This window comes from Chromobacterium alticapitis (assembly GCF_002924365.1).
In the GTDB taxonomy this organism is placed as follows: Bacteria; Pseudomonadota; Gammaproteobacteria; order Burkholderiales; family Chromobacteriaceae; genus Chromobacterium; species Chromobacterium alticapitis.
Map to the genome: position 1 here is coordinate 15,614 of NZ_PQWB01000028.1, position 26,372 is coordinate 41,985.

At 64.6% G+C, this 26,372-nt stretch carries 25 protein-coding genes; 18 read left to right on the forward strand and 7 right to left on the reverse strand.

Going from position 1 to position 26,372, the window contains the following annotated elements:
• Positions 1 to 50 precede the first annotated feature (50 nt).
• From C2I19_RS07715 to C2I19_RS22870, 4 genes are all read right to left on the reverse strand, one after another.
• Positions 51 to 713 (reverse strand): redoxin domain-containing protein, encoded by a 663-nt coding sequence (locus C2I19_RS07715; RefSeq protein WP_103902128.1) that lies wholly within the window; start codon positions 711 to 713, stop codon positions 51 to 53.
• A 107-nt stretch (positions 714 to 820) separates the two neighbouring features.
• Positions 821 to 2,137: a dicarboxylate/amino acid:cation symporter gene (locus C2I19_RS07720; RefSeq protein ID WP_199181110.1), complete on the reverse strand. Its 1,317-nt coding sequence runs from the start codon at positions 2,135 to 2,137 to the stop codon at positions 821 to 823.
• 144 nt (positions 2,138 to 2,281) lie between these two features.
• Positions 2,282 to 2,884 (reverse strand): MarC family protein, encoded by a 603-nt coding sequence (locus C2I19_RS07725; RefSeq protein WP_103902129.1) that lies wholly within the window; start codon positions 2,882 to 2,884, stop codon positions 2,282 to 2,284.
• A 167-nt stretch (positions 2,885 to 3,051) separates the two neighbouring features.
• Positions 3,052 to 5,631, reverse strand: coding sequence for a THUMP domain-containing protein (locus C2I19_RS22870; RefSeq protein WP_369406683.1), 2,580 nt, complete (start codon positions 5,629 to 5,631; stop codon positions 3,052 to 3,054).
• 129 nt (positions 5,632 to 5,760) lie between these two features.
• On the opposite strand from C2I19_RS22870, the gene mutY reads away from it, so the two are divergent.
• The 14 genes from mutY to C2I19_RS07800 all read left to right on the forward strand — a co-directional run bounded on the left by mutY (position 5,761) and on the right by C2I19_RS07800 (position 19,648).
• A complete protein-coding gene (gene mutY, locus C2I19_RS07735) occupies positions 5,761 to 6,804 on the forward strand; it encodes an A/G-specific adenine glycosylase (RefSeq protein ID WP_103902176.1) in 1,044 nt (347 codons plus the stop codon).
• Between the two features lie 91 nt (positions 6,805 to 6,895).
• Positions 6,896 to 9,100, forward strand: a complete 2,205-nt coding sequence (locus C2I19_RS07740; protein WP_103902130.1) for a RelA/SpoT family protein — start codon at positions 6,896 to 6,898, stop codon at positions 9,098 to 9,100.
• A gap of 235 nt (positions 9,101 to 9,335) precedes the next feature.
• Positions 9,336 to 10,103, forward strand: a complete 768-nt coding sequence (gene deoC, locus C2I19_RS07745) for a deoxyribose-phosphate aldolase (protein WP_103902131.1) — start codon at positions 9,336 to 9,338, stop codon at positions 10,101 to 10,103.
• 111 nt (positions 10,104 to 10,214) lie between these two features.
• On the forward strand, positions 10,215 to 11,543 hold the full coding sequence (gene deoA / locus C2I19_RS07750; RefSeq protein WP_103902132.1) for a thymidine phosphorylase: 1,329 nt from the start codon (positions 10,215 to 10,217) through the stop codon (positions 11,541 to 11,543).
• A 15-nt stretch (positions 11,544 to 11,558) separates the two neighbouring features.
• Positions 11,559 to 12,776 (forward strand): phosphopentomutase, encoded by a 1,218-nt coding sequence (locus tag C2I19_RS07755; protein ID WP_103902133.1) that lies wholly within the window; start codon positions 11,559 to 11,561, stop codon positions 12,774 to 12,776.
• 100 nt (positions 12,777 to 12,876) lie between these two features.
• On the forward strand, positions 12,877 to 13,587 hold the full coding sequence (gene deoD / locus C2I19_RS07760; RefSeq protein ID WP_103902134.1) for a purine-nucleoside phosphorylase: 711 nt from the start codon (positions 12,877 to 12,879) through the stop codon (positions 13,585 to 13,587).
• 376 nt (positions 13,588 to 13,963) lie between these two features.
• Entirely contained in the window at positions 13,964 to 14,392 is a 429-nt protein-coding gene (rplM, locus tag C2I19_RS07765; protein ID WP_043621694.1) for a 50S ribosomal protein L13, read from the forward strand.
• 15 nt (positions 14,393 to 14,407) lie between these two features.
• Entirely contained in the window at positions 14,408 to 14,800 is a 393-nt protein-coding gene (rpsI, locus tag C2I19_RS07770) for a 30S ribosomal protein S9 (RefSeq protein WP_103902135.1), read from the forward strand.
• 140 nt (positions 14,801 to 14,940) lie between these two features.
• The gene (argC, locus tag C2I19_RS07775; RefSeq protein WP_103902136.1) at positions 14,941 to 15,969 is read left to right on the forward strand and encodes an N-acetyl-gamma-glutamyl-phosphate reductase; all 1,029 of its coding nucleotides are present in this window, start codon (positions 14,941 to 14,943) and stop codon (positions 15,967 to 15,969) included.
• Positions 15,970 to 16,228: 259 nt separating this feature from the next.
• Entirely contained in the window at positions 16,229 to 16,561 is a 333-nt protein-coding gene (gene erpA, locus C2I19_RS07780) for an iron-sulfur cluster insertion protein ErpA (RefSeq protein ID WP_369816066.1), read from the forward strand.
• A gap of 66 nt (positions 16,562 to 16,627) precedes the next feature.
• Positions 16,628 to 17,485, forward strand: coding sequence for a CheR family methyltransferase (locus tag C2I19_RS07785; protein WP_103902137.1), 858 nt, complete (start codon positions 16,628 to 16,630; stop codon positions 17,483 to 17,485).
• A 104-nt stretch (positions 17,486 to 17,589) separates the two neighbouring features.
• The gene (locus C2I19_RS07790) at positions 17,590 to 18,846 is read left to right on the forward strand and encodes a D-amino acid dehydrogenase (RefSeq protein ID WP_103902138.1); all 1,257 of its coding nucleotides are present in this window, start codon (positions 17,590 to 17,592) and stop codon (positions 18,844 to 18,846) included.
• A 53-nt stretch (positions 18,847 to 18,899) separates the two neighbouring features.
• A complete protein-coding gene (locus C2I19_RS07795; RefSeq protein ID WP_199181111.1) occupies positions 18,900 to 19,289 on the forward strand; it encodes a group II truncated hemoglobin in 390 nt (129 codons plus the stop codon).
• Positions 19,290 to 19,360: 71 nt separating this feature from the next.
• Positions 19,361 to 19,648 carry a hypothetical protein gene (locus C2I19_RS07800; RefSeq protein WP_103902139.1) on the forward strand — a complete coding sequence of 96 codons (288 nt, stop codon included), beginning with the start codon at positions 19,361 to 19,363 and terminating at the stop codon, positions 19,646 to 19,648.
• Positions 19,649 to 19,654: 6 nt separating this feature from the next.
• Here the strand turns inward: C2I19_RS07800 and C2I19_RS07805 are convergent, their stop codons facing one another.
• The gene (locus C2I19_RS07805; protein ID WP_103902140.1) at positions 19,655 to 20,014 is read right to left on the reverse strand and encodes a dihydroneopterin aldolase; all 360 of its coding nucleotides are present in this window, start codon (positions 20,012 to 20,014) and stop codon (positions 19,655 to 19,657) included.
• Between the two features lie 82 nt (positions 20,015 to 20,096).
• Between C2I19_RS07805 and plsY the strand changes: the two genes are divergently transcribed.
• Complete coding sequence (gene plsY, locus C2I19_RS07810) at positions 20,097 to 20,717, forward strand: glycerol-3-phosphate 1-O-acyltransferase PlsY (RefSeq protein WP_103902141.1); 621 nt, start codon at positions 20,097 to 20,099, stop codon at positions 20,715 to 20,717.
• A gap of 65 nt (positions 20,718 to 20,782) precedes the next feature.
• Here the strand turns inward: plsY and lepB are convergent, their stop codons facing one another.
• Entirely contained in the window at positions 20,783 to 21,451 is a 669-nt protein-coding gene (gene lepB / locus C2I19_RS07815; protein ID WP_103902142.1) for a signal peptidase I, read from the reverse strand.
• 115 nt (positions 21,452 to 21,566) lie between these two features.
• A complete protein-coding gene (locus tag C2I19_RS07820) occupies positions 21,567 to 22,526 on the reverse strand; it encodes a histone deacetylase family protein (RefSeq protein WP_103902143.1) in 960 nt (319 codons plus the stop codon).
• Between the two features lie 73 nt (positions 22,527 to 22,599).
• Between C2I19_RS07820 and C2I19_RS07825 the strand changes: the two genes are divergently transcribed.
• Genes C2I19_RS07825 through C2I19_RS07835 form a run of 3 tightly spaced genes read left to right on the forward strand, consistent with a single transcriptional unit; the run spans position 22,600 to position 26,361 of the window.
• Complete coding sequence (locus C2I19_RS07825) at positions 22,600 to 23,505, forward strand: AAA family ATPase (RefSeq protein ID WP_103902144.1); 906 nt, start codon at positions 22,600 to 22,602, stop codon at positions 23,503 to 23,505.
• Positions 23,483 to 24,439, forward strand: coding sequence for a DUF58 domain-containing protein (locus tag C2I19_RS07830; RefSeq protein WP_233201141.1), 957 nt, complete (start codon positions 23,483 to 23,485; stop codon positions 24,437 to 24,439). Before C2I19_RS07825 ends, C2I19_RS07830 begins: the two co-directional genes overlap by 23 nt.
• Positions 24,436 to 26,361 (forward strand): transglutaminase TgpA family protein, encoded by a 1,926-nt coding sequence (locus tag C2I19_RS07835; protein WP_158253657.1) that lies wholly within the window; start codon positions 24,436 to 24,438, stop codon positions 26,359 to 26,361. The genes C2I19_RS07830 and C2I19_RS07835 overlap by 4 nt, the downstream gene beginning before the upstream one ends.
• The last annotated feature ends 11 nt before the right edge of the window (positions 26,362 to 26,372 follow it).

The window sequence follows — 26,372 nt, forward strand, 5'->3', positions numbered from 1 at the left end:
AGTGAAAGACAAACCGCCCGGCAACGGGCGGTTTTTTTGCGTCCGGCTGCTCAGCCGTTGCCGAAGCCGCTGGAGCGCGGCGGCGTCTGCTCTATCTCGCGGGCCTTTTCCATCAGCCTTTCGCTGCCCAGCTCGCGCTCCGCCAATTGCTGGCGCCGGTTTTCCTCGGCGTCGCGCTCGGCTTCCAGCGCTTGCTGCTCGCCTTGCAGCAGCAGGCTTTCTATCGCCTCGAAATCGAATAGCGCGCGAGTGTCGGCCAGACGCTCCGAGTAATGCACGACATTGCTCGCGTCGGCCAGGATCAGCGACGGCGCGGTATAGCCGCTCAGCGGGAATTCCGTGATCAGCACGCCATAGTGTTTGTGGAAGTCGCGGCCGCGCAGCGTGGACAGCAGCGTGGTGTGCGGCAGGCCGTGTTCATGGCGCGCCCGCGCCAGCGACGACGGCGAATCCACGGTGATGACGATCAGTTTCAGATGCGGCCAGCGGTCCAGGAAGCGGCGAATTTCGCGCAACAGCAGGATGCCGCCATGCTCCTCCTCATCCACCGACAGCAGCGTGACGATGACCTTGGGGCCCATGAAGCTTTCCAGCGCCGCGTCGCGCTTATGGTCGTCCACCAGCATGAAGCTGGGCAGATAGCCGCCCACTCTGGGAAAGTCGCCTATCACCGGCAGCATGTCGTCGCCGTATTGCAGCCAGAAGTCTGTCATTTGCTGTTTCCTCCTCAGTTTTCATCGTGGACGAGGGGAGGGCAAAAGCAAGCCTTGCTTCTAACGGCAACAAAAAACCCCCGCGCGGGCGGGGGCAGGTGTTGCGTTTAGCTCAGTTGCGGAACCGCTTGCTGGCGCGGCTCCGGCGGCGGCTCGGACGGCGGCGCGTCGTCCAGCACTTGTTTCATTCTTTCCACGTCCAACGCTTTTTCCCACTTGGCGATCACCACGGTGGCCACGCCGTTGCCGATCAGATTGGTGATGGCGCGCGCTTCGGACATGAAACGGTCTATGCCTATCAGCAGCGCCAGGCCTTCCACCGGCAGCTTGCCGCCCAGCGTGGCCAGCGTGGCCGCCAGCGTGATGAAGCCGCCGCCGGTCACCGCCGCCGCGCCCTTGGAGGTGAGCAGCAGCACGCCGATGATGGCCAGCTCCTCGCCCAGCGACAGGCTCACATTGGTGGCCTGGGCGATGAAGATGGCCGCCATGGTCAGATAGATGGAAGTGCCATCCAGATTGAAGGAGTAGCCGGTAGGCACCACCATGCCGACCACCGGTTTGGCGCAGCCCAGATTTTCCAGCTTCTTCATGATGCCGGGCAGGGCGGATTCGGACGAGGACGTGCCCAGCACCAGCAGGATTTCTTCCTTGATGTAGAGCAGGAAGCGCCACAGGCTGAAGCCGGAGAAGCGGGCTATCGTTCCCAGGACGATAAAGACGAAGGCGAAGCAGGTCAGATAGACGCAAGCCATCAGGAAGCCCAGCTGTTTCAGCGAACCCAGGCCGTACTTGCCTATGGTGAAGGCCATCGCGCCGAAGGCGCCGATCGGGGCCAGCTTCATCAGCATATTGATCACGCCGAACAGCGCGTGCGAGAACTCGTCCAGGATGTGGACGATGGTTTTGCCGTTGTCGCCCATCTTGGTTAGGGCCAGGCCCAGCAGCACTGAGAAAGTCAGCACCTGCAGAATCTCGCCGCTGGCGAAGGCGCCGACCACGGTATCCGGGATGATGTGCAGCAGGAAGTCTACCGTGTTCATTTCCTTGGCGCCGGCGGTGAACTTGGCGATGTCCTTAGAGTGCAGCGTGTGCGGGTCGATGTTGAGGCCGGCGCCCGGCTGCAGCAGGTTGACTACGATCAGGCCGATCACCAGGGCCAGCGTGGTGACGGCTTCGAAGTAGAACAGCGCCTTGACGCCGACGCGGCCCACTTCCTTCATGTCGCCCATCTTGGCGATGCCGACCACGACGGTGGCGAAAATGATGGGCGCGATCATCATCTTGATCAGCTTGATGAAGGCATCGCCCAGCGGTTTCATTTTGGCGCCGAGGTCCGGCGCGAGGGCGCCGAGCGTGACGCCCAGCGCGATGGCGATCAGCACCTGCACATAGAGGCGCGAAAAGAAGGGGGTCTTGGTTTGCATGGTTCTCCCGACTGGCGTTGGTTGCTTCGGATGCGGACTCTTGGATGGTCCATTTGCATCCGATGCTAACAACAGCCATCAGCCGGGAGCATTGTCGATATCCCTATCGGGGATAACCCTGACGAGCTATCTGGAATGAATATCTCAGTGCAGTTGCTTCAGATAGGACGCGAAACCGCTGAGCAGCATTTCCACCGAAATGGCGGTCAGCACCAGGCCCATCAGCCGCTCCAGCGCGGTGATGGCCTGTTCGCCCAGCAGCTTTTGCAAGCGGCTGGAGAACAGGAAGACCAAGGTGGTGACCAGCATGCAGATGGTCAAGGCGCCCATCCATTCCAGCATGCGGCCAGGCTCGCGGGTGGACAGCAAGAGCACGGTGGCCATCGCCGACGGGCCGGCGATCAGCGGAATGGCGATGGGCACGATGAAAGGCTCGCCGTGCATTTTGTCGCCGCCGAACACGCTGCCCTCGCCGGGGAAGATCATCTTGATGGCGATCAGGAACAGGATCACGCCGCCGGCGATGCGCATGGACTCGTCGGTTAGGTGCATCAGGTCCAGGAAGTTGCGGCCGAACAGCATGAACACGGTCAGCACCAGGAAGGCGATTAGGCATTCGCGGTAGACCACGCGGCGGCGGCGCTCCGGCTTCACCTGTTTCAGCGCGGAGATGAATAGTGGGATATTGCCCAACGGGTCGGTGATCAGGATCAGCAGGATGGTGGCGGATAGGAACGAGGTTTGCATGGGTGTTGCCAAGTGGGTGGAGCAGGGCGCGATTATCGCATGTGGATGACATGCCGGCGAGCGCTGATGCGACTGAAAATTATCAGTTTTTATGCATGTCTTGGCGCTAAACCAAAGAAAAACCGCCCGGCGGGAGCGGGGCGGTTGTCGGCTGATGGTTTGGCGGATTATTGTTCGTCGCCGCTGGTTTCCTCGTCGGCGGCCCCGTCATCCTTCTGCTTGCGCGCGCTGCCTTCCACCATGTTGATGACGAACAGGCGGCACTGCAGCGAGCCGTTGAACAGCGGCGTGCGGCGCTTGGGCGACAGGTGGATCAGCTTGCCCAGGCGCAGGTCGCCGCTGAACAGGCAGGCAGTCCAGCCGGCGAAATGGGCTTTCAGCCAGTCGCCCAGTTCCGGATACCACTCGGCCAGTTGTTCCTGCTCTTCCAGCCGCACGCCGTAGGGCGGGTTGCTGACGATCAGACCGTGCTCTGCGTGCGGGCGGGTGGCGGTCACGTCGGCGGCTTTCAGCTCGATCAGGCCGGCGAGTCCGGCGCGCTCCAGATTGGCGCGGGCGATATTGATCATGGCCTGCGAGCGGTCCGAACCCTGAATGGCCAGTTTTTCGGCAGGCTTTTCGGCCTGGCGGGCATCCAGCTGCAGTCTTTCCCAGACCGCGGAGTCGAAGCTGGACAGCAGCTCGAAGCCGAAGCGGCGGTTGCGGCCGGGCGCGCGGTTCAGCGCGATGTCGGCGGCCTCCACCAGGAAGGTGCCGCTGCCGCACATCGGGTCCAGCAGCGGCTGGCTGCCGTCGTAGCCGGCCAGGCGCAGAATGCCGGCCGCCAGATTTTCGCGCAGCGGCGCCTCGCCGGTTTCGTCGCGCCAGCCGCGCTTGAACAGCGGCTCGCCGCTGGTGTCCAGGTAGATGGTGGCTTCATCGGCGCTCAGGAAGACGTTGACGCGCACGTCGGGGCTGCGGGTGTCCACATTGGGGCGGCCCAGCTGCGCCTGGCGGAAGCGGTCGCAGATCGCGTCCTTCACCATCAGGCCGACATAGTCCAGGCTCTTGACGCGCGCGCCTATGCCGTCGGCTTTCAGCTTGATGGTGCGCGACACTTCGAACCAGCGCGGCCAATCCACGCTCATCGCCAGGCGGTAAATGTCCTGTTCCACGCGGTAGCCGCCGTGGGCCAGGCGCAGCAGGATGCGGCTGGCGGTGCGGCTGTGCAGGTTGGCGGCCATCATCAGGCTGGCGTCGCCGCTGAAGGCCACGCCGCCGTCGGCCGGGACGATGTCGCCGGCGCCCAGCGCCAGCAGCTCGTCGGCCAGGGTTTGTTCCAGGCCGCGCGGGCAGGGGGCGAACAGGGCCAATTTGCTGTCCAGGCGGCTGGTGACGGTGCGTTCGATGCGCGGCGCGTGCTCGTGCGAGCGCTCCTCATGCTGCGGGCGCTCGAAAGCGCGTTGCTCGAAGCGGCGCTGCGGATTATCCAGGCGATGCGAGTCGCTAAACGGCTTCAGACCAAGGTCTTCGCGCGGGGGGCGGCTATTGCCGCGCTCGCTGTCTTCGCGCTTGCCGAACAGCTTGCGCGGCGCGCGCTCGTTGCTCGGCTCGCGTTCCTGGCGCGGGGCGCGGTCTTGCCACTGCGGCTTGTCGTCGCGGCGGAAGCGGTTGTCGCGTTCGCCGTCCTCGCGCTTGCCGAAGATTTTGCGCGGGCCGTTGTCGTCTTGTTGCTCGCGCTCCTGGCGCGGGGCACGGTCTTGCCACTGCGGCTTGTCTTCGCGGCGGAAGCGGTTGTCGCGTTCGCCGTCTTCGCGTTTGCCGAAGATTTTGCGCGGGCCGTTGTCGTCTTGTTGCTCGCGCGCTTGGCGAGGCGCTCGGTCCTGCCATTGCGGCTTGTCGTCGCGGCGGAAGCGCTTGTCGCGCTCGCCGTCCTCGCGCTTGCCGAAGATTTTGCGCGGGCCGTTGTCGTCGCGCGGTTCACGTTCCTGGCGCGGCGCGCGTTCTTGCCACTGCGGTTTGTCCTCGCGGCGGTTGTCGCCCTCGGCGCGCGGCTTGAACGGGCGCGGCGGCGCGTCTTCGGTGTGCAGCGGCTTGCGGCCGGACGGACCGCGATCGCGGCTGTAGCGCTTGTCTTGATCTTGTCCTTCGCGGCGGAATTCCGGCGCGCGCTCCTGGCCTTCCGGCAGCGGCTTGCGGTTGGACGGGCCGCGGTCGCGGTCGTAGCGGCGGTCGTCGCGCGGGAAGGACGGCGCCTGGCCGGGGCCTTGCTTGTCGAAACGGCGCTGCTCGTCGCGCGGCTGCCATTCAGGCTTGCGGTCGAAGCGCTTGTCCTGGCCGCCTTCGGGGCGCGGGCCGCGCTTGTCGAAGCGGCGGTCGTCCTGGCGCGGCTGCCAGTCCGGCTTGCCGGCAGGGCGATCGAAGCGCTTGTCCTGGCCGCCTTCCGGGCGCGGGCCGCGCTTGTCGAAGCGGCGGTCGTCCTGGCGCGGCTGCCAGTCCGGTTTGCCGGCGGGGCGATCGAAACGCTTGTCCTGGCCGCCTTCCGGGCGCGGGCCGCGCTTGTCGAAGCGGCGGTCGTCCTGGCGAGGCTGCCAGTCTGGTTTGCCGGCGCCGGGACGCGGGCCGGAATACGGCGCGCGCGGTTTGTCGAAGCGCGGCGGCTGCTCGCCGTCCCGCGGAGGCTGGCCTGCTGGCGAGTTGGCCGCGCGTTCGCGGCTGGTTTGATCGCGGCGCTGGCTGGCGCGTTGGCGGGAACGGAAGCTGGACATGAAACGACCTCGAATGGGCATGCTTGATTTAGTAATTTCTTAATTTTAACGCATTTGGCCGCGGCCTGCTTGGTGGCGCAGCGGCTTTCCGTTACCATAACCGGTTCGATTGGATATTGGATCGCGATGTTGCACAGCAGTTTCGCCGCCCGTCTGGCGGCCTGGCAGCGGCTGCACGGCCGCCACGACTTACCCTGGCAAGTCAGCGACCCATACCGCGTCTGGCTGTCCGAGATCATGCTGCAGCAGACCCAGGTCAAGAGCGTGCTCGACTACTACCCGCGCTTCCTGGCGCGCTTCCCGGACGTGGCGGCGCTGGCGGAGGCTCCGGTGGACGACGTGCTGGCGCAGTGGAGCGGCCTGGGTTACTACAGCCGGGCGCGCAATCTGCACAAGGCCGCGCGCATGGTGATGGACGCGTTCGGCGGCGCGTTTCCGGCCGAGCGCGAGCAGCTGGAGCGTCTGCCCGGCGTGGGCCGCTCCACCGCCGCGGCGATTTCCGCCTTCGCCTTCGGCCGGCGCGAAACCATACTGGATGGCAACGTCAAGCGGGTGCTGGCGCGCTGCTTCGGCATAGATGGCTTCCCCGGCGATAAGGCGATAGAGAAGCGCATGTGGGCGTTGGCCGAGCAGATCCTGCCGACGGACGCCGCGGACATCGGTCCCTATGTGCAGGGCTTGATGGACTTGGGCGCGACGGTTTGCGGCCGCGGCAAGCCCGCCTGCGCCGTCTGTCCGATGGCGGATGGCTGCGTGGCGGCGCTGGAGGGCCGCACCGGCGAGCTGCCGACGCCGCGCCCCAAGAAAGCGGTGCCGACGCGGCAGGCGGCGATGCTGCTGGCGCGGCATGGCGACAAGGTATGGCTGGAGCGGCGGCCGCCCACGGGCATCTGGGGCGGGCTGTTGTCCTTGCCGGAGTTCGCCACCACCCTGGAGATTGAAGACTGGCTGCGGCAGGCGGGAGACGGCGATGCGCTGCCCGCCTGGCCGGAGCTGGAGCATGTGTTTACGCATTTTCGCCTGATCATCACGCCGCAGCCGGTGCGCATGGACCGGTTGCGCGCGCTGGGCGTCGCCGAGCGCGACGGCCAGTGGCTGGACATCGATCAGGCCGTGGACGCCGGGGTGCCGGCGCCGGTGCGCCGGCTGTTGCTCAGGCTGGCATCGGATTGACGAGGGCGGGCGTAGGCCCGCCCATTGTGGCAAATGGCTGGGCGCGCCCGGCTTACAATTGAAGACGGCGAGTCCGTCCAGATAGACAGATATGGTTTCCGTAGTCCGTACCGTTGCCGATACCCTGGCCGACGCCGCCGATCCGGCGCGCTGGCTGCAGCGCTTGTCCGCCGCCTACTCGCCCGAGGACGGCGCGCTGCTGGCGCGCGCCTTCGAGGCTGCGCGCCAGATGTACGCTGGCAAGACCGTTCCCGCCACTGGAGAAGACCTGTTCAGCCACGCGGTGGCCGCGGCTGCCATCGTGGCGGACCTCCACTTGCTGCCGGACGCCATCGCGGCGACGCTGCTGTTCTCCGCGCCGGATTACCACCCGGAATGGCAGCAGTGGCTGACTGAAACCTTCAATCCCACCGTGGCCATGCTGGTGGACGGCGTCGGCGGCGTGCGCCGCATCACCGAATTCGCCCGCATCGACAAGATGGCCACGCCGGAGGACTGCGCGCGCCAAGCCGAGACCATGCGCAAGATGCTGCTGGCAATGGTGGCGGACATCCGCGTGGTGCTGATCAAGCTGGCCTGGCGCACGCAAACCATGCATTACCTGGCCAATGTGGCTGACGAGGCGGTGCGCCGCCGCATCGCCGGCGAAACGCTGGAGCTGTTCGCGCCCTTGGCCAACCGGCTGGGCGTATGGCAGATCAAGTGGGAGCTGGAGGACTTGGGCCTCCGCCACACCGAGCCGGACACCTACAAGAAGATCGCCAAGTTGCTGGACGAGCGGCGGCTGGAGCGCATCGACTATATCGAGCGCGTGCTGAACGTTCTGCGCGAAGAATTGAGCAAGGCCGGCGTCAAGGCCGAAGTGGCCGGCCGGCCCAAGCACATCTATTCCATCTGGAAGAAGATGAAGAAGAAAAAGCTCGACTTCTCGGAGCTTTACGACATCCGCGCGGTGCGCATCCTGGTGGACAAACTGCCGGACTGCTACACCGCGCTCGGCATCATCCACGGCATGTGGCAGCCGATACGCGGCGAGTTCGACGACTACATCTCCCATCCCAAGGCCAATAACTACCGCAGCCTGCACACCGCGGTGATCGGCCCCGAGGACAAAGCGCTGGAGGTGCAGATCCGCACCTTCGAGATGCACGAGCATGCCGAATTCGGCGTGGCGGCGCACTGGCGCTACAAGGAAGGCGGCAAGGGCGACGCGGCTTACGAGGAGAAAATCTCCTGGCTGCGCCAGCTGCTGGATTGGCGCGAGGAAATGTCCGACCGCGAAGGCCTGGCCGAGGCGTTCAAGACCGAGCTGTTCGCCGACACCATCTATGTGCTGACGCCGCAAGGCAAGGTACTGGCGCTGCCGCAGGGCGCCACGCCGATCGACTTCGCTTACGCGATTCATTCCGGCCTGGGCAACCGCTGCCGCGGCGCCAAAGTAGAAGGGCAGATCGTGCCGCTGTCCACGCCGCTGCAGAACGGCCAGCGCGTGGAAATCCTGGCGGCCAAGGAAGGCGGCCCGTCGGTCAACTGGCTGCACGACGGCTGGGTGAAGAGCCATCGCGCCATCTCCAAGATCCGCCAGTATATCCGGCTGCAAAACGCCGACACGGTACGCGAAACCGGCAAGGCGCTGTTCGAGCGCGAGCTGGCGCGGCGGCCGCATATCCAGCCCAATCTGCTGCAGCTGGCCGAGAAGCTGGGCTATGACAAGCTGGACGAAGTCTACGGCGCGCTGGGCCACGGCGAGCTGACGATACGCGCGGTCAGCAACGCCATCACCAGCTTCGCGCCGCCCCCGGCGGTGGAGGTGCAGCCGGAAAGCCTGATCCGCGCCAGCAAGGGCGGCCATGACGCCGGCGGCGTGCTGATCGAGGGCGTGGACAACCTGATGACGGTGCTGGCCAAGTGCTGCAAGCCGGCGCCGCCGGACCAGGTGATGGGCTTCGTGACCAAGGGGCGCGGCATTTCCATCCACCGCAGCAGCTGCCTGACGCTGAAAAAGCTGTCGCAGGAGGTGCCGGAGCGGCTGATCGCGGCGGAATGGGGCGAGCAAAAGAACAGCGTGTTCCCGATAGACATCGAGGTGATGTCGCAGGACCGGCCCGGCCTGTTGCGCGATATTTCCGACGTATTGTCGCGCGAGAAGCTGAACCTGATAGGCGTCAACACGCTGGCGCGTGATCAGAAAAGCCGCTTGCGGCTGACGGTGGAAGTGCGCCAGGTGCAGGATATCAGCCGGGTGTTGTCGCGCTTGATGGAGCTGTCCGGCGTGCAGGAAGCGCGCCGGGTCTAAGGCGAAGTATCAGGGGAGCCGGCTGAAAGGTCCGCGCGGCGGGCTTTTCAGCCGGTTTGGCTTTTGGGGCCGAGCCGGCCGGGCGGCTGGCGGTTTGCGTTTAAGCAAGTCCGTTCGATTCGCAATTTGCTTTCACGTGAAGAAATTTTCATAATCGCATGCAGTGCCTCGGACAAAACGCCGTCATGGCGGCGAAGATTCGGGACCGAGCGATGCCATTCTAGAGAGAACGACCATGTCTGCATTGATTGAAGCCGCGCGCCGCGCGCTGTCCCTGATGGACCTGACCACCCTCAACGACGACGACACCGACGCCAAGGTGATCGCGCTGTGCCAAAAGGCCAAGAGCCAGGACGGCACTGTGGCCGCCGTCTGCGTGTTCCCGCGCTTCGTGCCCATCGCCAAGAAAACGCTGCGCGAAGCGGGCTGCCCGGAAGTGCTGGTGGCCACCGTCACCAACTTCCCGCACGGCAATGACGACGTCGCCATCGCCGTCGCGGAAACCCGCGCCGCCATCGCCTACGGCGCCGACGAAGTGGATGTGGTGTTTCCGTACCGCGCGCTGATGGCAGGCAACCGCGACATCGGTTTCGAGCTGGTCAAGGCCTGCAAGGAAGCCTGCGGCGGCAAGCTGCTGAAAGTCATCATCGAAAGCGGCGAACTGAAAGACGCTGCGCTGATCCGCGAAGCCAGCGAGATCTCCATCCGCGCGGGCGCGGACTTCATCAAGACCTCCACCGGCAAGGTGCCGGTCAACGCCACGCTGGAAGCGGCGGACGCGATGCTGAACGTGATCAAGGAACAGGGCGGCAAGTGCGGCTTCAAGGCTGCAGGCGGCGTGAAGAGCGCGGCCGAGGCCAAGCAGTACCTGGACCTGGCCGGCGGCCTGCTGGGCGATGCCTGGGTCAATGCCGATCACTTCCGCTTCGGCGCGTCCAGCCTGCTGGCCAATCTGCAGATCGAGATCGCCGGCGGCGTGGCCAAGCAAACCAGCGGCTACTGATCGAACTTAGGAATACGCGGGGGTTCCGCACTCTGGCCGGGCGATTTCCCGGCCGCATCGCCCATTGCCGTTTCAATTAGCGGCGCAATGGGTTTCAGGCAGGAGAATGCCATGTTTTTGCCGCAAGAAATCATCCGTAGAAAACGCGACGGCCTGATGCTGTCGCAAGAAGAAATCCAGCAATTCGTCGCCGGCATCACCGACAACAGCGTGGCCGACAGCCAGATCGCCGCGCTGGCGATGGCCATCTACTTCAACGGCATGGAGCTGGAAGAAAACGTGCACCTGGCGCTGGCCATGCGCGATTCCGGCCGCCGCATGCACTGGAAAGATCTGAACTTGCCCGGCCCCATCGTGGACAAGCACTCCACCGGCGGCGTGGGCGACGTGGTGTCGCTGATGCTCGGGCCCATGGTCGCCGCCTGCGGCGGCTTCGTGCCGATGATTTCCGGCCGCGGTTTGGGCCACACCGGCGGCACGCTGGACAAGCTGTCCGCGGTGCCTGGCTATAACCCGTTCCCGGAGCCGGAACTGTTCCGCAAGGTGGTGAAGGATGTCGGCGTGGCCATCATCGGCCAGACGTCGGACCTGGCCCCGGCGGATCGCCGCTTCTACGCCACTCGCGACGTCACCGCCACGGTGGAGTCCATCGCGCTGATCACCGCGTCCATCCTGTCCAAGAAACTGGCGGCGGGCCTGGACGTGTTGGTGATGGACGTGAAGGCCGGCAGCGGCGCCTTCATGCCGACCATGCAGAAGTCCATCGAACTGGCCGAGCGCATTGTCAAAGTGGGCAACGGCGCCGGCGTGGCCACCACCGCGCTGATCACCGAAATGAGCCAGCCCTTGGCCTCCACCGCCGGCAACAGCATTGAAACCCGCGAAGCGGTGCGTTATCTGAAGGGCGACGAACGCAATCCGCGCCTGCACGAAGTGACCATGGCGCTGTGCGCGCAGATGCTGATCGGCGGCAAGCTGGCGGCGGACGAGACTGACGCCAGCGCCAAGCTGCAGGCCGCGCTGGACTCCGGCCGCGCCGCGGAAATCTTCGGCCGCATGGTGACCGCCCTGGGCGGCCCGGCCGACTTCCTGGAAAACTACGACCGCCACCTGGCGCCGGCGCCCATCGTGCGTCCGGTTTACGCCGACAAGGCCGGCTTCGTCGGCGCGATGGACACCCGCGGTATCGGCATGGCCGTCTGCGCGCTGGGCGGCGGCCGCCGTCTGGCCACCGATGTGCTGGATTTCCGCGTAGGACTGTCGCAGTTCGTCGAACTGGGCCAAAATATCAGTAAAGACACCCCGCTGATGATGATCCACGCCGCCGACGAGGCGAGCTTCGAAGACGCGGCGCGTCGCATCAAGGCCGCCATCCGCATCGATGAAATCGCGCCGGCCGCGCTGCCGCCGCAGGTCTACCAGATCATCCGTGGCGAATAAGGCCAGGGAGGCAGCATGAAACGCGCAATTATCATCATTCTCGATTCGCTGGGCATAGGCGCGGCGGCTGACGCGCCGAAGTTCGGCGACGCCGGCAGCAACACCTTGGGCCATATCGCGATGGAGGCGGCCGCCGGCCGCGCCGACATCGGCCGCAGCGGCCCGCTGACGCTGCCCAATCTGTCCAGGATGGGCCTGGCCCACGCCTGCCAGCTGTCGTCCGGCTACTTCCCGGAAGGGATGGATCCGGCCGCGCCGGAGGCCGCCTATGGCTATGCCCGCGAAATCTCCAGCGGCAAGGACACCCCGTCCGGCCACTGGGAAATCGCCGGCGTGCCGGTATTGTTCGACTGGGGCTATTTCAGCGATCACGACAACAGCTTCCCGCAGGCGCTGCTGGACGCCATCGTGGCCAAGGCCGGCTTGCCGGGCTATCTGGGCAATTGCCACGCCTCCGGCACCGAGATTCTGGACCGCCTGGGCGAAGAGCACATGCAGAGCGGCAAGCCCATCTTCTACACCTCGGCCGATTCGGTGTTCCAGATCGCCTGCCATGAAGAGACCTATGGCCTCGACAAGCTGTACGAGCTGTGCAAGATCACCCGCGAGCTGTTGGAGCCATACAACATCGGCCGCGTGATCGCGCGCCCGTTCATCGGCGAAGGTACGGGCAAGTTCGCCCGCACCGGCAACCGCAAGGACCTGGCGGTGGAGCCGCCGGCGGCCACGGTGCTGCAGAAGCTGGCCGAAGCCGGCGGGGATGTGGTGTCCATCGGCAAGATCGCCGACATCTACGCCCACGTCGGCATCACCCACAAGCACAAAGCCACCGGCTTTGACCAGCTGTGGGACGCCACGCTGGGCGCGATGGCGCAGCATCAGGACAAGCCGGCCATCATCATGGCCAACTTCGTCGATTTCGACTCCAGCTACGGCCATCGTCGCAATACTGCAGGCTACGCCGCGGCGCTGGAAGAGTTCGACGCACGCCTGCCGGAAGTCATGGCCGCGATGGGCGAGGACGATATCCTGATCCTGTCGGCAGACCACGGTTGCGACCCGACCTGGCCGGGCACCGACCACACGCGCGAGCACATCCCGGTGCTGTGCTACGGCAAGAAGGTGAGGCCGGGCAGCCTGGGCGAACGAACCACTTTCGCCGACATCGGTCAGAGCGTGGCCTGCCACCTGGGCCTGTCGCCCATGGAGTACGGCGAGTCCTTCCTGAACTGATCGCCTGCATCCGCGCCGCCCTGCGCAGGCGGCTCGGCCCCATTTTTCCGCCCGTGGACAACGGGCGGGTCTGAAACATCGAAAAAAGAGGAGACCTGCAATGGCCACCCCGCATATCAACGCCAAAGACGGCGCTTTCGCAGAAACCGTACTGATGCCGGGCGACCCGCTGCGCGCCCAGATGATCGCCGAAACCTTCCTGGAAGGCGCCGAGCAGGTCACCAATGTGCGCAATGTGTTCGGCTACACCGGCACCTACAAGGGCAAGCGCCTGTCGGTGATGGCGCACGGCATGGGCATCCCGTCCGCCAGCATCTACACCACCGAGCTGGTCAAGGACTACGGCGTCAAGAACATCATCCGCATCGGCTCCTGCGGCGCGGTCACCGCCGACATCAAGCTGCGCGAGCTGTTCATCGCCATGGGCGCGTCCACCGACAGCAAGGTGAACCGCATGCGCTTCAATGACCACGACTACGCCGCCATCGCCGACTACACCCTGCTGCGCACCCTGGTGGACACCGCGGCCGAGCAGGGCAAAAAAGTCACAGTCGGCAATGTGTTCTCCGCCGACTTGTTCTATGGCGTGCAGCCGAACATGCTGGACGTGCTGGCCAAGATGCAGGTCAACGTGATCGAGATGGAGCTGGCAGGCATCTACGCCGTGGCCGCCCAGTACGGCGCGCGCGCGGCCGGCATTCTGACCGTATCGGACATCATTCCGACCGGCGAGGCCACCAGCGCCGAGGAGCGCCAGACTTCCTTCCGCGATATGATGGAAGTGGCGCTGGACGCCGCGATCAAGCTGTAAGCCACTGATAGGCATGATTAAATGGACGCTGGGCGGCGTCCGTTTTCGCATTGCGGAACGAGGCGTGACGCGCGCGCGCATCGTTTATCGTGCACTGCACAAAAAGTGCTTGCCTAATCCCTTAGGGATACTGATAATCGGTATGGCATCAGGGCGTTACGCACTGTGGCGCTCCTGGTGTTGTCTCCTCCATCCTCCTTCTTAAGGTGGAACTTGGCGCAACACGCAGCAGCGTTGCGCTTTTTTTTTGACCATATCCGCCACGCATTCGCACAGTTTTCAGCCTCTGGAAATCTGTTGTGTCACAAGGGTTTGACAGCTACCCGGCCACTGCTCTAAAATCCGTAACTTTCAAGAATTACGATGGAAGAGTTCCATGAAGACCTTTTCTGCCAAGCCGCATGAGGTAAAGCGCGAGTGGTACGTGGTCGACGCCGCCGACAAGGTGCTGGGTCGCCTGGCTGCCGAAATCGCCCGCCGCCTGCGTGGCAAACACAAGCCGGAATTCACTCCTCACGTTGACACCGGCGACTTCATCGTCGTGGTGAACGTCGAGAAGCTGCGTGTGACCGGTACCAAGGCCCAAGACAAGAAGTACTACCGTCACTCCGGTTACCCGGGCGGTATCTACGAACGCACCTTCACCGAACTGCAAAACCAGTTCCCGGAGCGCGTTCTGGAAAAAGCCGTCAAAGGCATGCTGCCGAAGGGTCCGCTGGGTTACGCCATGATCAAGAAGCTCAAGGTGTACTCTGGTTCCGAGCATCCGCACTCCGCCCAACAGCCCAAAGTGCTGGAAATCTGATTTTAAGGCATAACAATGAACGGTAAATACTACTACGGCACCGGCCGTCGCAAGAGCTCCGTCGCTCGCGTGTTCATGCAAAAGGGTTCCGGCCAGATCATCGTTAACGGCAAGCCGGTTGACGAGTATTTTGCCCGTGAAACCGGTCGCATGGTTATCCGCCAGCCGCTGGTCCTGACCGAAAATGTCGAATCCTTCGACATCAAGGTGAACGTGGTTGGCGGTGGTGAAACCGGCCAAGCCGGCGCCATCCGTCACGGCATCACCCGCGCCCTGATCGACTTCGACGCTGCGCTGAAGCCTGCTCTGTCGGCTGCTGGCTACGTGACTCGCGACGCCCGCGAAGTTGAACGTAAGAAGGTCGGCCTGCGCAAAGCTCGCCGCGCCAAGCAGTTCTCCAAGCGTTAATCGCTCGGATTCTGCACAGAAGAAGCCGCTCGGCCTTTGGCCCGGCGGTTTTTTCTTTATTGTGAATCCGCGCTTGCCGCTGCGGCGCAGCCTGCCTAAAATGTCGCTTTTGCGACATTTTTTTATACAAAGGGCAGGCCATGATCAAGGTCGGGATCGTCGGGGGAACCGGTTATACCGGTGTGGAGTTGTTGCGTTTGCTGGCCAAGCATCCGCGGGTCAGCGTGACGGCGGTGACCTCGCGCAAGGATGCCGGCATCCGCGTCGACGAGATGTTCCCCAGCCTGCGCGGCCGCATCGATCTTGTCTTCACCACGCCTGACGAAGCGCGCCTGGCCGAGTGCGACGTGGTGTTCTTCGCTACGCCCAACGGCATCGCCATGCAGGATGCCGCCGCCTTGCTGGAGGCCGGCGTGAGAGTGGTAGACTTGGCGGCGGACTTCCGCATCAAGGACGTGGCCGAATGGGAGAAATGGTATGGCATGCCGCACGCCGCGCCGCAACTGGTGGCCGAGGCTGTCTACGGCCTGCCGGAAGTGAACCGCGAGGCCATCCGCGGCGCGCGGCTGGTAGCTAACCCGGGCTGCTATCCGACCGCGGTGCAGCTGGGTTATCTGCCGCTGATCGAAGCTGGCGTGATCGACGCTTCCAGCCTGATCGCCGACTGCAAGTCCGGCGTGTCCGGGGCCGGCCGCAAGGGCGAGATCGGCGCGCTGCTGGCCGAGGCGGGCGATTCCTTCAAGGCCTATGGCGTGGCCGGCCACCGCCACCTGCCGGAAATCCGCCAGGGCCTGGCCCATATCGGCGGCAAGCCGGTGGGCCTGACCTTCGTGCCGCACCTGACGCCGATGATACGCGGCATTCATGCCACGCTGTATGCGCGGCTGACTAAGGATGTGGATCTGCAACAGTTGTTTGAAAACCGCTATGCCAAGGAAGGTTTCGTCGATGTGTTGCCGGCTGGCAGCCATCCGGAAACCCGATCGGTGCGCGGCGCCAATCTGTGCCGCATCGCCGTGCACCGCCCGCAGGGAGCCGACACCGTGGTGGTGTTGTCGGTGATAGACAATCTGGTCAAGGGCGCGGCCGGCCAGGCGGTGCAGAACATGAATCTGATGTTCGGCTTGCCGGAGCTGGACGGTCTGGATGTTGTGCCCCTGATGCCGTAAATCAGTCGCCAATTGCCGATCAACGGCAATTGGCGAGAGGGATGCGCCAGCTAGGGCGGATGCCCCAAAGGGGCGATCCGCCGTTTTCGCCGATTCATGGAAGTGGCTGATTGGGAGAAGGCGGAACGCCCGGCAGATAATGGCGGTCAAGGGCTTGAAGGCTCGCCATCCGCCCCGATATCCGACTAAAATAGTGGGTGAATGGCCGCGACCGGCCCGATTGAATGCGAGGTTACACATGACAGAAGCTGCTACCGAAATGCCGTGCCCGATCAACTTTACCGATAGCGCCTGCGCCAAAGTTCAGGATCTGATCGCGGAAGAGGGCAATCCCGATCTGAAACTGCGCGTGTTCGTGACCGGCGGCGGTTGCTCCGGCTTCCAGTACGGTTTCACGTTCGATGAGATCGCGAATGAGGACGACACCGCAATCGAGCGCCAGGGCGTGACCTTCCTAGTGGATCCGATGAGCTACCAGTACCTGGTCGGCGCCGAGATCGACTATCAGGAAAGCCTGGAAGGCTCGCAGTTCGTGATTCGCAATCCCAACGCCACCACCACTTGCGGTTGTGGTTCTTCGTTCTCGGTGTGATACTGAGCGAAGGTAAGAACCAGGCCCGGGCACTTGCCCGGGCCTTTTTGCTGTGGAAAACAGGACATGAACAAGTTGCCGCCGGTGGTATTGCCCAAAATTGAGTTCAACCGCGAGTTCGCCTTCAGTGACGGCGATTTCGAGCGCATCCGCAAGTTGATCTACAAGGAGGCGGGAATTTCCCTCAACCCGTCCAAGAAGGATATGGTGTATGGCCGCCTGGTGCGCCGGATCCGCGAGTTGAAGCTGCCCGGCTTCGCCGCCTACGTCGATTTTCTGGAGTCCATAGGCGGCAAGCGCGAGTTCGAGCAGTTCGTCAACGCGCTGACCACCAATCTGACCTTCTTTTTCCGCGAGGAGCACCACTTCCCGATTCTGGCCGAGCAGCTGAAGAAAAAGGCGGCTGGCGGTGGCGAGCTGTCCATCTGGTGCGCGGCGGCGTCCACCGGCGAGGAGCCGTATTCGCTGGCCATCACGGCGCTGGAGGCTTTTCCCGGCATGTCGAGGCCGAATATCAGCGTGCTGGCCACCGATCTGGATACCAGCGTGTTGGAAACCGGGCGCAAGGGCATTTACTCGGCCGACAAGATCGCGCGTCTGCCGGCCGGCCATGCCGCCAAGTATTTCGACAAGCTGCCGGACGGCAGCTATCAGGCCAAACAGGCGCTGCGCAATATGATCACCTTCCAGCGGCTGAATCTGGTGGAGAGCAATTGGGCGGTGCGCAAGCAGTTCGACGCCATCTTCTGCCGCAACGTGATGATCTATTTCGACCGCGACACCCAGTTCGCCGTGCTCAAGCGCTTCGCGCCGCTGCTCAAGCCGGACGGCCTGCTGTTCGTAGGCCATTCGGAAAACTTCTATTTCGCCTCGGATTATTTCCATTTGCGCGGCAAGACCGTGTACGAGCACGCCAAGAAATAAACCGTTTGTCTGACAAAACAGTCGCCCCGGCGATCGTTTGGCTTTAACATTCCGCACTCAAGGGCAAGCGAGTCTTGCCCTTCGTCTTTTCAGATGGAGGCGGGATGCGAGTGGCAGTACTCGGAGCCGGCGTGGTGGGCGTGTCCACCGCCTGGTTCCTGGCCAAAATGGGGCATGAGGTGGTGGTGCTGGATAGGGCCTGCGGAGCGGCGCGCGAAACCAGCTTCGCCAACGGCGGCCAATTGTCGGTCAGCCAATCGGAGCCGTGGGCCAATCCGCGCGCGCCGTGGCAAGTGCTGCGCTGGCTGTGGCGCGACGATGCTCCCTTGTTGTTCCGGCCACGTCTGGAGCCGGCGCAATGGCGCTGGATTCTACATTTCCTGCGCGAGTGCCTGCCTGGGCGCGAGCATCGCAATATGCGGCAAATGGTGGCGCTGGGCCTGTATAGCCGCGACGCGATGCGGCTGTTGCGGGAAGAGACCGGCATTGTCTATCGCCGTCTGTCGCGCGGCATCCTGACGCTTCATTACAGCGCCGCGCAATTGGCCGCCGCCGAGCGCGGCGCGGCCAGGATGCGGGAGCTGGGCGTGGACAAGCGCATGCTGGCGCCCGACCAGCTATTGGCGCTGGAGCCGGCGTTGGAGCGGGCCCTGCCTCAACTGGCCGGCGCCAGCTGGTGTCCGGACGATGAGTCCGGCGATGTCCACCTGTTTACCCGGGGCCTGGCTGAGGAAGCCGCCGGGCTGGGCGTGGCGTTTCGCTACCATACCCGGATCAATGCGCTGGAAGCGGTGGATGGCGAAGTGCGGGCCGTGTCGGTGACCGGGCCGGACGGCAGCTACGACAGGGTCACGGCCGATGCCTATGTGCTGGCGCTGGGCAGCCATTCGCCGCTGCTGACCGCGCCGCTGGGGCTGCGTCTGCCCATCTATCCGGCCAAGGGCTATTCGGCGACGGTGCCGGTGAAGAGCCTGCTTGCGGCTCCCATGGTCAGCATCACCGATGAGGCGCACAAGCTGGTGTTCAGCCGTCTGGGTGATGAGTTGCGCATCGCCGGGACCGCCGAGCTGTCCGGTTATTCGTCCAGCCTCAACGCCGCGCGTTGCGAGGCGCTGCTGCGGCGCGGACGGGCCTTGTTTCCCGAAGCTTGCGATTGGGACGCCGCGCGATTCTGGAGCGGATTGCGTCCGGCCACGCCGGGCAATGTGCCGCTGATAGGCAAGAGCGGCATAGGCCGCCTGTATCTGAACACTGGCCATGGCACGCTGGGCTGGACCGAGGGCGCCGGCTCCGGCCGCGCGCTGGCCGAGATCATCAGCGGCCTGAAGCCGCAATTGGATTTCGCGTTTTGCGGATTGTGAATAAGGCTGGCAAGAATTGAACGTCGGCGCGGCGCGCCGGCATTGGAGCGGGAATGAGCGAAGTGCAGGAAATGACGCCGTACCAGTTGCTGGGCGGCGAGGGGGTGGTGCGTTGGTTGACGGACCGGTTTTACGACATCATGGACAGCGAGCCGGCGGTCAAGCCTTTGCGCGACATGCATCCTGACGATCTCGCCGGTTCGCGGCAGAAGCTGTTCATGTTCCTGTCCGGCTGGCTGGGCGGGCCATCGCTTTATATGGAGACGTTCGGCCATCCGCGGCTGCGCATGCGTCACATGCCGTTCGCGGTTGACGAGGCGGCGCGCGATCAATGGATGTTCTGCATGCGGCAGGCGGTGGACGAGCTGGTGGCGGAGGATTGGCTCAAGGAAAAGCTGCTGGAGGCCTTCTACAATACCGCGGATTTCATGCGGAATCGTTAAGCGCGTGACTATTCTTGACGGCGGCGCGGCGTGGTCCATGATTAAGGTATCGATGGATGGAGCCGCCCGCTATGGACCGCCGCCTATTGTTGTCGCTGGCATTCGGGCTGCAGTGCGGAGCCGTGGCGGCGGCCTGTTTGCCGCATGCGCTGATGTGCGCCTCTCCGCGAGACGCTGAGGTGCAAAAACAGGATTTGCAGCCGCAAGGGCTGCAGATTGGCCCATTGCGCTTGGAGCAGGACCCGGATGGCCATGCGATGCGCCTGGTGCCCAATGTGGATTTGGGCAAGCACACTCATCTGACCGTCAAGATGCACAACAAGGATGTCGGCTTGAAGCTGCGCTTCAATACCGACTGATCCTCCTCAATGCGGCCGGTGGCCGCGTTCTATCTGCACCCCCACGCGTTTGACGCCGGGCAGTATGCCCAGCTTGGTGACGGCGACTCTGACCCATGGCGCGCCGAACTCCTCGCGCACCATTTTCGCGATGTGCTCGGCAAGTGCTTCCAGTAACAGGAAATGTTGCTCTTGCAGCGACTGGCGCAACTTCTCCACCACCACGCCGTAGTGTATGGTGTCGCCGATATTGTCGCTATGGCAGGGCGTGTCGCTGGGTATGCCGATCTCCAGGTCGATTTCTATGGTCTGGGCGGCTTTGCGCTCCCAGTCGTACACGCCTATCACCGTGTCGGCGCGCACTTCGCGCAGGAATATGATGTCCATCAGTCCGAGGAGGTTGGGCTTTGCCGCCCGATACCGTAAAATCCGAAACTTCGTATTCTAATCCAACGGACACACCACCACCATGACCACGACCGCATTCGCATTTGTCCTGGCGGCCTATCTGATCGGCTCCCTGTCTTTCGCCGTGATCGTCAGCAAGGCGATGGGCATGGCTGACCCGCGCAGTTACGGCTCAGGCAATCCCGGCGCTACCAATGTGCTGCGCAGCGGCAAGAAGCTGGCCGCCGTGTTGACGCTGCTGGGCGATGGCGTCAAGGGCTGGGCGGCGGTAGCGCTGGCCGCCTGGCTGGGACCGCGTTACGGATTGAGCGAGCAGGGCATCGCGCTGTGCGCGTTGGCCGTGTTGTTCGGCCATATGTGGCCGGTGTTCTTCGGCTTCAAGGGCGGCAAGGGCGTGGCCACGGCGGTCGGCATTCTGTTCGGCATCAGCGCGCCGCTGGCGCTGGCAGCGGTCGCCACCTGGCTGTTCATGGCCTTCGTGGTGAAAATTTCCTCGCTGTCCGCCATCGTGGCCTGCGTGCTGGTTCCGGTGTACGCCTTTTTCATCCTGGGGCCGCACAGCGTGTATTTCGGCACCTGCATCATCATCGCCATCGTGGTGATCCACCGCCACAAGTCCAATCTGATCAAGCTGATGACCGGCCAGGAAGACAAGATAGGCGGCAAGAGCGACGCCAGCTGACGATTGATTTTCGGCCAAGAAAAAGCCGTCCCGGATGGGACGGCTTTTTGTTTGGCGATGAACGATCAGTGGAAATCGCTGGCGAAACGCTCCCAGCGCGGCATCCAGTTGCCGGTGATGTCGGCGGAGGCGATCACGCCTACGGCGCGGCCGATCAGCAGATTGCGCGGCACCAGACCGAAGTAACGCGAGTCGGCGCTGTCGTCGCGGTTGTCGCCGAGCATCATGTACTGCCCCGGCGGGATCGTGATTGGACCGAAGTTGCTGCGGGCGTTGACGCCTGCCAGCCATTGCATGCGGTGCGGCGGCAGCACGCCGCTTTCTTGCAAGCGCAGCGCAGGCAGCGCCACATTGTCCGCCACGGTCTCCGTCAGTTGCTGCAGCGGTTGGTAATGGGCGGCGCGGCCGTTGATGATCAGTTCCTCATTGCGCATTTCCACCGTGTCGCCGGGCACGGCCACCAGCCGCTTGATCATCCGCATGCCGTCCTTGGGCGATGAGAAGGTGACGATGTCGCCGCGCTGAGGTTCGCCGGTGCGATGCAGGATGACGTTGCTCAAGGGCAGCTTCAGGTCGTAGGCCAGCCGGTTGACCAACACCACGTCGCCTTCCAGCACGGTGGGGCGCATCGAACCGGATGGGATCGGGTTCCAGTCCGCCACCGCGGTGCGGAACAGGCCAAACACCAAAAGGAAAACCAGGAATCCGCGATTATTGCGCAGCCAATGGCCCATGTTTTTTCTTCCAATCATGTCGATATTTGAAATGCTGTCCTACGGGGCGGAGAAGGCCCACAGCCAGTCACTTCCGCGCCGCTAGCTGATTGAGACTGCGCCACGGCGGGGAAGTTCAGCCATCGGACAGCACCCGGATATGGGCGGCGACGCTGCGGCCCAGCGCCGACAGGTCGTAGCCGCCTTCCAGCACCGATACCACGCGGCCGGCGCAGTATTGGTCGGCTATTTGCATCAGGTGGCGCGTTACCCACTCATAGTCCGATTCCGTCAGGCCCAGCGAGCCCATGTCGTCCTCGCGGTGGGCGTCGAAGCCTGCGGAGATGAACAGCATCTGCGGCTGGAATTCGTGCAGCAGCGGCAGCCAGACGTTTTCCACCACCTCGCGGAACTCGCGTCCGCTGCTGCCGGCTTTCAGTGGCACATTGTGCATATTGGGCCCCATGGGCTGGTCGCCGCGATAGGGATAGAACGGATGCTGGAAGATGGAGATCATCAGCACGCGCGGGTCGTCGTGCAGGATTTCCTCTGTGCCGTTGCCGTGGTGCACATCGAAATCCACCACCGCCACGCGTTCGAATTTGTACTTGGCCAGCGCATGGGCCACGCCGACGGCGATGTTGTTGAAGAAGCAGAAGCCCATGGCCTTGTCGCTCTCTGCGTGGTGGCCGGGCGGGCGGATGGCGCAGAAGGCGTTGGGCGCCTTGTCCTCGGCCACCAGCTCCACCGCCTTGACCACGGCGCCGGCGGCGCGGTGCGCCGCTTTCAGCGTGCCGGGCGACATGGCCGTGTCCGGGTCCAGGCGGAAGGTGCCGACGCTGGGCGCGCAGGCTTCCAGATATTCGACGTAGCGCGGCGGGTGGACGCGGGCCAGCTGTTCGTAGGTGACTTCAGGCGCCTCGACTTCCTGCAGGCTGTCGAAGATTTGCGAGGCCATCAGCTGATCGCGGATGGCCGTCAGTCGTTCCGGGCATTCGGGGTGGCCCACACCCATATTGTGCTGCAGACATTCGGCATGCGTGACGTAGGCCGTCAGGCCATTGCGCTGCAGACGGTTTTTCAGCCAGGTGAACACGTACGCTCCCTACGCGCTTACAATGGATAGCGAATATGTGATTTTGATAAATACTGCGCGCAACCGGGGTCAAATGCAATCACTCTCCCTCGCCTACCGGCAATTGAACACGCTGATTCTGGGCAAACCGCAGGCGATCCGCCTGGGCTTCGCCTGCCTCATCGCCCGCGGCCACCTGTTGATAGACGATGTGCCCGGCGTCGGCAAAACCACGCTGGCGCATGGCCTGGCCCGCGTGCTGGGTCTGGATTACCGCCGGGTGCAATTCACCAGCGACCTGCTGCCGGCGGACATCCTGGGCGTCAGCATTTACCAGCGCGACAGCGGCCGCTTCGAGCTGCACAAGGGGCCGGTATTCACCCAGGTGCTGCTGGCCGACGAGATCAACCGCGCGTCTCCCAAGGTGCAATCGGCGCTGCTGGAGGCGATGGAGGAGCGCCAGGTGTCGATAGATGGCGAGACGCATGCGCTGCCGTCGCCGTTCTTTGTCATCGCCACTCAGAATCCGGGCGAGCAGATGGGGACGTTTCCGCTACCGGAGTCGCAGTTGGACCGCTTCCTGATGCGAATTTCTCTGGGCTACCCGCCGCGCGAGGCGGAAAAAGCCTTGTTGATGGGAGAGGACAGGCGGGCGCTGCTGGAGCGCTTCCAGGCGGTGATGAAGCCGGAGGAGCTGCAGGCGCTGCAAGGCAAGGCCGCTGCGGTGACGGTGGCGCCGGCGCTGGCCGACTATCTGCTGGCGTTGCTGGAGGCGACGCGCCGGCCGGGCTTGTTCGCGACCGGACTCAGTCCGCGCGCTGGGCAGGCGCTGGTCGCCGCGGCTCGCGGCTGGGCGCTGCTGTCCGGTCGCGACCACCTGCTGCCGGAGGACGTCAAGGCAGTGTTTCTGCCAGTGGCCGCGCACCGGCTGCAGTCCGCGTCCGGCGTCGATGTCGAACAGGAATTGGAGCGGCTGCTTGCCCATATCGCCATTCCGTGAACGCTTGCGCCGCTGGTGGCTGGCGCGATTGCCTTTGCAGGACAGCTGCGAGCTGACGCAACGGCGGATTTATCTGCTGCCTACTCGTTTTGGCCTGCTGTTGCTGGCCGTAGCGCTGGCGGTCTGGGTGGGCGCGCTGAACTACCAGGTCAGCCTGGCTTACGCGCTGGCGTTCTGGATCGCAGGCCTGACTCTGGTGGCGGTGTTGATGGCCTATCGCCAGCTGGCGGGCTTGAAGCTTTCCGCGGAGCCGGGCGGCGCGGTGTTCGCCGGCGAGACGGCGCGTTTTAGGCTGTTGCTGGACAATCCCCAGCCTTTGCCGCGTCGCTTGGCGGTCTACCCACAGGGGGTGGCGGAGGCCGCGCAAGCCTGCGCATTGGACGGACGGGCGAGCGCGGTGGCGGAGCTGGAGACGCCCGCGCCGCGGCGTGGCTGGCTGGAGCTGCCTCTGTGCGTGGTGGAAAGCGACGCGCCCTTTGGCTTGATCCGAGCCTGGGCGGTGCTGCGGCTGAGGGCGCGTCTGCTGGTGTATCCGGCGCCTTTGCCCGACGCGGCGCGCGGCGCGAAGGAAGGAGATGACGGGGAGGGCGGGGCGAGCCAGCCGGGCGGCGACGACTTTTCGCATCTGGATGCCTACCGCTACGGCGATACGCCGCGGCAAATCGCCTGGAAAGTGCTGGCGCGGCGCGACACGCTGGCCAGCAAGCGCTTCGCCGGCGAAAGCGGAGCCGAGTTGAAACTGATCCGATGGACGGATTACGGCCAGGATGCCGACGTGGAGCGTCGCTTGTCGCGCATGGCCTGGCGGGTGGAGCAATGCGAGCGGCGGCGCCAACATTACCGCCTATGCCTGCCTGGCGCCGAAATCGGCCCGCAGCCGCGCCAGAGAGAGCTGGCGCTGGGGGCGCTGGCCCTGTTTGGAGGCCGGGAATGAGCGCCGGAAGACCGTGGCGCGGCGAGCCGGTATTGCTGGCCATGGGCTGGGTCATGCTGCCGCTGGCCTGGTTTCTGCCTTTATGGCTGATGGCGGCGGCTGGCTTGGCGCTGCTGGCGCGCGCGCGCCTGGAGCGGCGCGGCGGCGCGATGCCGTCGCGCTGGCTGCTGCTGCCCTTGCTCGTCGTGTCCGTAGGGGCGGCGTGGCTGCAGTTGGGCACGTTGATAGGCAGGGAAGGCGGCGTAGCCCTGCTGACCTTGCTGATGGCGTTCAAGGCTTATGAAACGACTACCCTGCGCGATTGGCGCGTCCTGCTGGCGCTGGGCTTCTTCCTGGCGGCGATGCCGCTATTGTTCGACCAGTCGCCTTGGATGGCGGCCTGGCTGATATCGGCGCTATGGCTGCTGACCTGGGCTGCTGCCGTGCTGGCTGGCGGCTTGCCGCGCGGCAGCTGGCGCAGCGCGGCGCAGGCCTTGTTGCTATCGCTGCCCATCATGCTGGCCTTGTTCGTGGTGATGCCGCGCTTGCCGGAGCCATTGTGGAGCATGCCGAAGCCGCAGTCGTCGGCGGGCAGCGGCTTGGGCGAGGATATGGAGCCGGGCAGCATCAGCAGCCTGGTGCTGAACCGGGATCCGGCGTTCAGCGTGGTGTTCGACGGCCCTGCGCCCAGGCAGGACCAGTTGTATTGGCGGGCGATGTTGCTGGACGCGTTCGATGGCCGCCGTTGGAGCCGGGCGATGGAGGGGGGGAGGCTGTCGCAGTCGGCGGCCGGCGGCCGGCCGGTGCGCTATAGCATGACGTTGCGGGCCGACCGGGGACGGCTGCCGGCGTTGGAAATGCCGGTTGAGGCGCCGCCGGGCAGCCATCTCGCCTCCGGCGGCGTCTTGCGGCAGGACCGTAATCAGGACGAGTTGGCGCGCTATGCGATGCAGAGCTTGGTGGACGCGCGCGCGGAAGAGAGTTTGTCGCCAGGCGCGCGGGCGTTTTACACGCGGCTGCCGCCAGGCAATCCGCGCAGCCGGGTGCTGGCCGCGGAGTGGGCGTCGACGGCGAGGGACGAGAGGGCGTTCATTCAGCAGGCGCTGCAGTATCTGCGGCAGAACGGCTTTCGTTATACCCTGCAGCCGCCGTTGCTGAGGGAGCCGCCGGTGGATCAGTTTCTGTTCGAGACCCGCGAGGGGTTCTGCGAGCATTATGCTTCGGCCTTTGCCTATCTGGCGCGCGCCGCCGGCATGCCTGCGCGGGTGGTGGTGGGCTACCAGGGAGGGGAATACAACCCGGTGGGGAAGTTCTGGCTGGTGCGTTCGTCCGATGCCCATGCCTGGACGGAAGTCTGGCTGTCAGGCGAGCGGCGCTGGCTGAGGGTGGATCCAACCTCGGCGGTGTCGCCGGGGCGGCTGGAGCGGGGAGCGGAGCAATCTTTGCCGGCGCTGCGTGACGAGGGCGCCGCCGGCGCGGTGCTGCCGCCGCGTTGGTTGCGCGGCTGGCGCCAGCAATGGCAGGCAGCCGACTTCGCCTGGCAGCAATGGGTGGTCGGCTATGACGCCAACCGGCAACGCGGGCTGTTTCAACGGCTGGGCCTGGGCGCGGATGTGGACAGCGCAAGCGTAGCGCGCGGCTTGCTCGCCGGCATGCCGCTGGCCTTGCTGCCCTTGTTTTTGTGGTGGCGCAGGCGTCCGCGGCAGCCGCCGCTCGAGGACGGCTGGGAGTCCTTGCGACGGCGGTTGGCGCGGCGGAGCGTCGCGCTTGCGCCATCGCAAGGGCCGTTGGACTTGCTGAAGGCGGCGCGCGGCTTGCCGCGCGATGACTTCAAACAGCTCAAATGGCTGGTGGACGAGTATGTCGATCTGCGCTATCGGCGCCAACAGCCGGATGCGGCGAAGGAGCGGCGTTGGCGCCGGCGGGCGCGGCGCTGGAAATGACAAGGCCCGGC